The 8316-nt window shown below is 65.1% G+C and carries 6 protein-coding genes; all 6 read right to left on the bottom strand.

Annotation, left to right across the window (positions count from 1 at the left end; all coding sequences use genetic code 11):
• Positions 1 to 73: 73 nt before the first annotated feature.
• The 6 genes from VGE27_RS03880 to VGE27_RS03855 all read right to left on the bottom strand — a co-directional run bounded on the left by VGE27_RS03880 (position 74) and on the right by VGE27_RS03855 (position 8277).
• On the bottom strand, positions 74 to 922 hold the full coding sequence (locus VGE27_RS03880) for a TonB-dependent receptor (protein WP_331048319.1): 849 nt from the start codon (positions 920 to 922) through the stop codon (positions 74 to 76).
• 93 nt (positions 923 to 1015) lie between these two features.
• The gene (locus VGE27_RS03875) at positions 1016 to 1447 is read right to left on the bottom strand and encodes a CHRD domain-containing protein (RefSeq protein ID WP_331048318.1); all 432 of its coding nucleotides are present in this window, start codon (positions 1445 to 1447) and stop codon (positions 1016 to 1018) included.
• 45 nt (positions 1448 to 1492) lie between these two features.
• Positions 1493 to 2653 carry a bifunctional chorismate mutase/prephenate dehydrogenase gene (gene tyrA, locus VGE27_RS03870; protein ID WP_331048317.1) on the bottom strand — a complete coding sequence of 387 codons (1161 nt, stop codon included), beginning with the start codon at positions 2651 to 2653 and terminating at the stop codon, positions 1493 to 1495.
• Positions 2654 to 2976: 323 nt separating this feature from the next.
• Complete coding sequence (locus tag VGE27_RS03865; RefSeq protein ID WP_331048316.1) at positions 2977 to 4572, bottom strand: acyl-CoA mutase large subunit family protein; 1596 nt, start codon at positions 4570 to 4572, stop codon at positions 2977 to 2979.
• A gap of 75 nt (positions 4573 to 4647) precedes the next feature.
• On the bottom strand, positions 4648 to 5745 hold the full coding sequence (fbp, locus tag VGE27_RS03860) for a class 1 fructose-bisphosphatase (RefSeq protein WP_345787976.1): 1098 nt from the start codon (positions 5743 to 5745) through the stop codon (positions 4648 to 4650).
• Positions 5746 to 5913: 168 nt separating this feature from the next.
• On the bottom strand, positions 5914 to 8277 hold the full coding sequence (locus VGE27_RS03855; RefSeq protein ID WP_331048314.1) for a DNA internalization-related competence protein ComEC/Rec2: 2364 nt from the start codon (positions 8275 to 8277) through the stop codon (positions 5914 to 5916).
• Positions 8278 to 8316 lie beyond the last annotated feature (39 nt).

The raw sequence follows: 8316 nt of genomic DNA, 5'->3' as shown, positions 1-8316 counted from the left end.
CACTTCCATATAGTAGGACCAAGACTAGACAGACCGATCGCGCCACGTCGGCAAAGGCGAGGTGATTTCCGTTTCAGTAGTACCCGTCTCGCGTCCACACCGCGACGACGCCACAGCGACGATCGGGACCACCAAACTGGGGCGGGATGGTCGCCGCACCCGAATACACTTCGATACCAGCCACCTGCTTGGGCGGCGGCAACAGATCGAGATTGAAGTTCTTGGGCAGGATGATGCCGTCCAACAGTACCTGCATGGCACACTGCGCGCCCACACCGTCGCTCATACCAGCGCCTTCGCGACGCGAATAGACCTGCGTACCAGCGAAGAAGTCCGTGGTCACCTGCGAGACCTGCACACCACGCATGTAGCGCAGGAAATCGGACGTGGCCAATGAACCACGGCGCTCAATTTCTTCCTGGGTGATGAACTGGCCAATGCCCAGGCGGCGGCGCTGGTCGAATTCACGCATGCGCACCGTAACGCGGGTACCGCGGATGCGCATGGTATCGAGCATGTTGCTGGAGCGCTCGAGCACATAACTCAGGCGCACGGTATCGCGCGCTGGCACCTCGATCATGCCGGACGTGGGCGCGTAGCCGATACGCCGCACAATGAGCAGGTACTGCCCCGGGGGCACCTGCAGCATGCGAAAGCGGCCGTTCTCCGACGTAACGACCTTCGCGCCGGTGCCCACGACCGTGACATCGGCGGAATTGAGCGGGCGCAGCAACGAATCGGTGACCACACCATCGAGCACCGAAAAGCGCGACTCATCGGTCACGGCTTCGCGAACGGCTTCCTGGCGAGCGCGGTCGCGGATGGTGGTCTTGGACTGCGCATCCGCGCCCTGGGGCGCGAGCAGTGGCAGAAGCACACCGACGGCCGCCGCGAGATGCCGGGAGGACAGGGAAATCTTCATGACAGAAATCTACACGAGTGAGGGGGCGCGGTTTCAGGTGTCTGCCTGACCTCGCCCCCTTTCATCCCGTCACGACCTGCCCACCCTACCCAGCTATTTGGCGAGGTCTCCGCACGCAACAATGATGCTCATCGCCGCCGCCGAATCGTGGATATTCACGTAGTAGGTCGTGGTATCGGCGGGCGTGGCGGGCACGGTGGCCTTGGCCGACCCATGGCCCTTCGCGTCGATCACAATGGGCGTGTAGGCCCGTCCGCCGCCAAACACACCGCCACTCTTGGCGCAGCTACCGGTGTGAATATGCCAGGGACGAGTCGCGCCCGGCGTATCACCGTCGAGCGTCACCTGCACATCGACACCCTTGCCGTCGGCGGTGGGCTTCACGGTAGCCGAGCCAGTCACCTTGCGGCCGTCCTTGCCGGCGAGCTTGGCGGTCCAGTCGACGAGCGGCGCGCGCGTGGCGGCGACGCTGGTGAGCAATACGGCCGGCACGAGCAGTCCGGCGAAACGGAAGGAAGAGCGCATGGAGGCTCCGGTTAGGCGGGAAGGAAACGAGGCCACATCGTCAATCTACTGCCGTTCCACGATCCGGTCGATCAGGAAGCTCGACTGTTCCAGCGCCTCAGCTGTGAAATCGCCGAAGAACGCGCGCACATCCTGGAACAGCCGCGTGAAGGCGACCTGATCGCCGTCCGCGATGACACCGGCCAGCTCCTGCACGGCGGCACCGAAGGCGGCCGTCACTTCGCCCGTGCGTGGGTTTCGCATCTCGATGGACCCATACAGCGCCGGGTCCTGCGCGAAATGCCGCGCGGCCACGTACAGCTCGAGCAGATAGGCCGGCGACGTGAACGGCATCGTCTCCGACAGTGGCACACCCATGCGCGCGAGGGTGAGGCCGAGCACCTGTGTCTGGAAGTGCGTGAGCACCTGCACCACCGACATCGCACGGTCGTGCTGCACGGGCGTGGTTTCGGTGACCACCAGACCGCGCGCCGCAAACGTCCGCGAGACCCAGTCGGCCCACGTATCGCCACGGCCGCGACACAACACGAGACGCTGCCCCTGCACCGTGTGTACGCTGGGGCCGAACATGGGATGCGTGCCCACCACACTCGCGGACGTGGACTCGAGCATGGCGCGCATCGGCGCTTCCTTGATGCTCGTCACGTCCATGAGCAACGACTCGTCGCGCACATGCGGTCCCACTTCACGCACGACCTGCTCGGTGAGTTCGATCGGCACACTGATCACGGTGACGTCGGCCGCCGCCGCCGCTTCCGCTCCACGCAGCGCGGTGTCGGTATCGACGATGAGCAGTTGGTGACCCAGGTCGGCAAACAGACGCGCAACGAGCCGGCCGATCTTGCCATGCCCACCAATGACCGCGACCGTGAGCGGCTCCTGATCGATGGGCACCTCGGCACGCAGCGCCGCCTGTTGATCACGGCTCGAGCGCAGCAGAAGCCGAAAGATCGACTCGACTTCTCCAGCCGGCAGTCCGAGCTCCGCTGCATGTTCATGCCGATCATGCAACACCTGCTGCTCACGCTGCGGATCGCGAATGCGCAATCCATGCTGCCGCTTCCATGCTGCCACCTCGGCCACCAGCGCCTTGCGACGCGCAATGATCTGCAGAAGATCACGATCGAGCGCATCGATCATGGCACGTACCACAGGCAACGGCCTCGGATGGGCGTTGCCGGGATCGGTATCAGAGGGAGTGCTCACGGAGGGTGCAGAGTTCAGAGGTCAGAAGGCAGAGTTCTGTCCTGAGACGGATATAGATGGTGAGAGATCAGACCATCCTAGATGGTGAGAAGTCTGAGTGCACGAGTCAGGCTGCCTTCTGCGGCGACAGATCTCCGGGCTACGTGCCCACCCATGCGTCGGGCGCACACGAAAGGCAGACGACGAAGTGCTCAGGCTTCTCATCTCTACAACGGTCTGGTCTCTCACCATCTATCTCCGTCAGATCTCTGATATCTCATCTCTTCCATCTGACCTCTGAAGCCGGCCCAGAGATCAGCCAGATAGAGTCCAGAGACGAGAAATCAGAGGCTGGGCTGGTATCGCCCCCACACTTTTTCCAGGGTGTCGGCGATTTCACCCACCGATGCTCGCGCTCGCACCGCATCGATGATGAGCGGCATGAGCTCCGCACGCGGTCCCGAGTGTCCGGTGTCGTACTGCGGCGCCACTTCCGCGAGGCGCTGCAGCGCCGTCTCGACAGCGTTGGCATCACGCGCCGCACGAACCGCCGCGAGACGGGAGACCTGGTCGCGCTCGAGTGCAGAGAAGTCGGGTGCCGGAATGATTGGCGGGTCCTGTCCGTCCCCGAACTTGTTCACACCCACCACCACGTTCTCGCCGGCTTCCACACGCAGCTGATACTCGTAGGCGCTGCGGCCGATCTCTTCCTGGAAGAAGCCGGCACGAATGGCCTCGGCGGCGCCACCCATTTCGTCGACACGGGTGAGCAACTCCACGGCGCGACGTTCGATCTCGTCGGTGAGCTGTTCTACGTACCAGCTGCCAGCCAGCGGATCCACGGTCTGTGCCACACCGCTCTCGTAACCGACGATCTGCTGCGTGCGCAGGGCCAGCGTCGCCGCTTCGGCCGTGGGCAGTGCGAGGGCTTCGTCGTAGCCGTTGGTGTGCAGCGACTGCGTGCCGCCCAGCGTGGCAGCCAGCGCCTGCACGGTCACACGCACCACGTTGTTGAGCGGCTGCTGCGCCTGCAGCGTCACGCCGCCCGTCTGCGTGTGAAAGCGCATGCGGCAGCTCTGGTCGTTGCCGCCAAACCGTTCGCGCAGCAGGCGCGCCCACAGACGACGCGCGGCGCGGAACTTGGCGACTTCTTCGAACAGGTCGTTGTGTGCCGCAAAGAAGAACGACAGGCGCGGTGCGAATAGGTCCACGGGGAGCCCGGCATCCACTGCCTGCTTCACGTATTCGAGCGCATCGGCAAACGTGAACGCGACTTCCTGCACCGCGGTCGCGCCGGCTTCACGAATGTGGTAGCCGCTGATGGAAATCGGATTCCACTGCGGCACTTCCGCCGCACAGAACCGAAACATCTCGGCCGTCAGCGCGAGCGACGGCGTGGGCGGATAGATGTACGTGCCACGCGCGATGTACTCCTTGAGAATGTCGTTCTGCACCGTGCCCGACACCTTCTCACGCGGGATGCCGCGCTCTTCCGCCACCACGATGTACATCGCGAGCAGCGTAGACGCCGTGGAGTTGATGGTCATGCTCGACGACACCTTGTCGAGCGGGATGCCATCGAGCAGCACGTGCATATCCTCGACCGTGTCGATGGCCACGCCCACGCGCCCCACCTCACCCAGTGCACGCGGCGAGCTCGAATCGATGCCCATCTGCGTGGGCAGGTCGAACGCCACCGAGAGACCCGTTTGGCCGGCGTCGAGCAGCAGCTTGAAGCGCTCGTTCGTCGCTTTGGCCGTACCAAAACCGGCGTACTGACGCATGGTCCACAGACGCCCACGATACATCGTGGGCTGCACGCCACGCGTGAACGGGAACTTGCCCGGATCGGCGAGATCGTTCGCGTAGTCGGTGGTCACATCGGTGGGGCGCACCACGGCGCCCACCGGAATTCCGGAGGGTGAGAGTCGCTCGCTCATGCGTGCCAATCTAGTGGGGGGGCATGCAAAACCGCCGCCTCGTTGCCAAGGCGGCGGTTGCAGAAGGGCGTCGGATCAGACTGCGGGTGCGGCGGAGACCGGTGTCGATGCCGGTGCCCCCGCTCGCGAGGCTCCCCGACGCTCCTGAATGCCAGGCGCCACGAACTTGGGCAGCGGGAACTGGCTCACCAGCTCCACCTCATCCTTGCTGCCGAGGTACAGCGGTGTGCGCTGATGCAACTCGGTGGGCTGCACGTCGAGGATGCTGCCGTAGCCATCGCAGGCCGCGCCGCCCGCCTGTTCGGCGATGAACGCCAGCGGATTGGCTTCATACAGCAGCCGCAGCTTGCCGTTGGGCGACTTGGTGTTGGCCGGATAGCAGAACACGCCACCGCCCAGGAGGTTGCGGTGGAAGTCGGCGACCAGCGAACCCACGTAGCGCACGTTGAGCGCCTTGCGTTCGCCGTCGAGGCCACGATAGCGACGCATGAGGGCACGCGTGGGCTCCGGCCAGTCCTGTTCATACGCGTCATTCACCGACAGATAGCGCGCGTTGGCCGGGATGCGGATGTTCGGATGTGACAGCAGGAACTCACCGATGGACGGGTCGAGCGTGAAGCCGTGCGCGCCCTGGCCGGTGGTGTACACCATCATCGTGCTCGAGCCGTACAGGATGTACCCGGCCGCGACCTGGCGACGCCCCGGCTGCAGCAAGTCTTCCATCTCGCCATGCGAACCGCGCGTGATCTTCCGGAAGACGGAGAAGATCGTCCCCACGGGCACGTTCACGTCGATGTTGGACGAACCATCGAGGGGATCAAACAGCAGCACATACTTGCCGGGGCGGAATCCCTCGGGGATGTGGATGATGTCCTCTTCTTCCTCCGATGCCATCGCGCAGAGGCGGCCGCCATGATCGAAGGCCTTGACCACGATCTCGTTGGCGATGACGTCGAGCTTCTGCTGCACTTCACCCTGCACGTTGGTATCGCTCGTCGCGCCAAGGATGTCCGCGAGTCCGGCGCTGCGCACCTTGTTGGCGATCATCTTGCCCACAAGCGCCATGTCATAGAGGATGCCAGAAAGTTCTCCGGTGGCATCCGGAAACATGCGTTCCTGCTCGATGATAAATCGCTCGATGGTGACGACAGACGTCGCGGTGTGCTTGACCACGGCAGAACTCCACGGTGAGTGCTCGGAGAAATCGCGATCGCTTTCGCGACCGTTGGCAACGCCGTAAAGCTGGCCTTTGGCGGCAAGCTCCGGCAAGAGCAGACCACCGGGAGCCTGCCATGAAACAGCGACCTTAGCCACAGCACTGAGACGGGCCGGTGTCCACGCTCACGGCGGCGCCCGCTCGGCGACTGTCCATCGCTCCCCTCGACTCTCCACCTCCAAACGGAGCCCGTTGGACCGCACGATGATCGCCCCCTCGAGGTCTGTGCGCACAAGCGGAATGCCGTGTTTCAGAAACAACTCCACGGTTTGTGGCGCGGGATGTCCGTAGCGATTGCCTGTGCCGAGCGACACCACGGCAAGGCGTGGCGCAGTAGCGGCAATGAAGGCTTCCGTGGAGCTCGTGCGACTGCCGTGATGTCCGACCTTGAGCACGTCGGCCCGCAGCCCCGATGCGCCCCAGCGCTCGTGCACCCACGCCTCCTCCTCATGTTCCGCATCACCGGTGAGCAGGAAGCGATGCTGACCGTAGTCGACGCGCAGCATCACTGACGTCTCGTTGGCATTGGTCTGGTGCGCAGTCCAGGTCGAATCCGGAGCGAGCACGGTGAACCGCACGCCGTCCAGCGAGAGGGCCTCCCCTGGCTGTGCGCGCTGCCAGCGAGTGCCAGCATCCGCAACGGCGGACAGCGCCTCCCGATAGCCCGGACTGGTGGTGATGAAGGCCGGTTCCCACCAGAGGCGCGGAGTGAGCGCTCGCACCACCGTGGCCGCACCGCCGGAGTGATCATCGTGTGCATGCGACAGCACAAACAGCGCGACATCGCCACCACGCCGACGCAGGTACGGCACCACCACACGTCGTCCGGCGTCACCGCCTTGCCAGCGCGGGCCGGCATCCACCAGCACCCAGCGGCCGCGTGGCGTGCGCAGGGCCACCGCATCACCCTGCCCCACATCGAGCACGTGCATTTCGAACTGCCCTGACCCACCGCGCAGCAGCGAGGCCCAAAGCGCCACCACCACCGACGTTGCCGCACCGATCCACCAACGTGTCGGGCGCGGGTGCGCCGAGCCGCGAACAATGCAGGCCGCCGCAACGCCGGTACCCAGCACCGTCATGAGCGATGGGGCGACGGGGAGCACAGCACCCGGCACCGCGGCCGCAGCACCAGCCAGTGCGTCGAGCAGTGCCATCAGTGGCTGTGTGGCGTCAGCAACGAACGGACCTGCACCGGGAATGGGTGTCACCAGCAGTGCCAGAAAGAGTGCCGGCTGCAATAGCGCGACCAACGCACCACCGGGGATATTGGAGAGCGGTGCGATGAGACTGACGCGACCGAATGTCCATGCAATGATGGGCGCAGTGACGAGGGTGGCGACCACGCCGGTGAAAATCTCCTGTACCAGCCATCCACTGATGCCGCGTCGTGTGGCGAGCCACGAGGACACGGCGGGAATGGCCCGGCTCGCATGACGATGACGCTGCGCGTGTGCACGCCATCGACGGCGCAGTCCACGCGCCGCTACGAGCGCCGCCATGCCGCCCACGCTGAGTTGCCAGCCCAGGTCCACCACCACGAGTGGGTCGACCGTCGGAATCACCGCGCCCAACGCGAGTGCGGTCCATTCGTGCACGGGGCGCTGCATCTGGGCGGCCAGGGCCATCACGCCCAGCATCACGCCGCTGCGCACGGCGGGTGCGGGAAAGCCAAGCAATGCCACGTACAGCGTGACCAGCACAAGTGAGGCGGGCGCCAGCGTGGCTTGGGGGATGCGCAGCATTCCGCCCAGCGCGAGCAACGCTGAGGCGATGATGGCGACGTGCATGCCCGACACCGACAACATGTGCACCAGCCCCGCGTCGGCGTATCGGTCACGGATCTCGGGCGCGATGCCGTCCTGATCGGCGATGAGAAGCGCCCGCACCAACGGCGCGCGTGAACGGAACAGCGTGTCGATGGTGAGCCCGATCGCAGCCCGCCAGGCGATCAGTCGCTCGGTGTGCACGGCCGCTCCAAACTCCGCCTGATCCACCCGCACGCCACGCGCCGAGGGCAGTGTTGCGCCGGTGAAAGGCACCAACGATCCAGCACGCGGAGCGACGGCACCCGTGTCGCGTGCGGCCGCTTCACGTGCGGCCGTGCGAAACCATCCACTGATGCGGCACCGTGGCGACGCGCGACGCTCCTGCACCACGCCCTTCACCGTCGTGCGCGGCATGGGCGTGTCGTGCAACAGCACCCATCGCTCGCTCTCTGCGGCGTTGGCACTGAGGACGCGTTTGCATGCCTCCCGCTCCCGCAATGCCGACTGCGCGACGACCAGACCTGCGGGCACCAGCCAGAGCGCGGCCCACCGTCCGCTGCTCGCCGAAACGCCGCTGGTTCGCGCCACTGTCGTGCCCAGCGCCACGATGACGGCACACACCGCCACGGAAAACCCACTCATGCCAGGCGGCAACACGTCACCAGCCCCGAGGTAGAGACCGGTGAGCCACCACCACACCGCATGAATGAGCAAAGGCATGATGACACCCTACTGCGGTGTGATCATGCCTCCGTCATC

The sequence above is a fragment of the Gemmatimonas sp. genome, from assembly GCF_036405635.1.
GTDB lineage: Bacteria > Gemmatimonadota > Gemmatimonadetes > Gemmatimonadales > Gemmatimonadaceae > Gemmatimonas.
Note: the sequence above shows the minus strand (reverse complement) of the source record. Positions and strands in the feature narration are given on the sequence as shown.

What these genes read in the sequence shown, in the direction of transcription:
- VGE27_RS03880 (WP_331048319.1), bottom strand. Translation starts at nt 922, where the DNA reads ATGAAGATTTCCCTGTCCTCCCGGCATCTCGCGGCGGCCGTCGGTGTG.
- VGE27_RS03875 (WP_331048318.1), bottom strand. Translation starts at nt 1,447, where the DNA reads ATGCGCTCTTCCTTCCGTTTCGCCGGACTGCTCGTGCCGGCCGTATTG.
- VGE27_RS03865 (WP_331048316.1), bottom strand. Translation starts at nt 4,572, where the DNA reads ATGAGCGAGCGACTCTCACCCTCCGGAATTCCGGTGGGCGCCGTGGTG.
- VGE27_RS03855 (WP_331048314.1), bottom strand. Translation starts at nt 8,277, where the DNA reads ATGCCTTTGCTCATTCATGCGGTGTGGTGGTGGCTCACCGGTCTCTAC.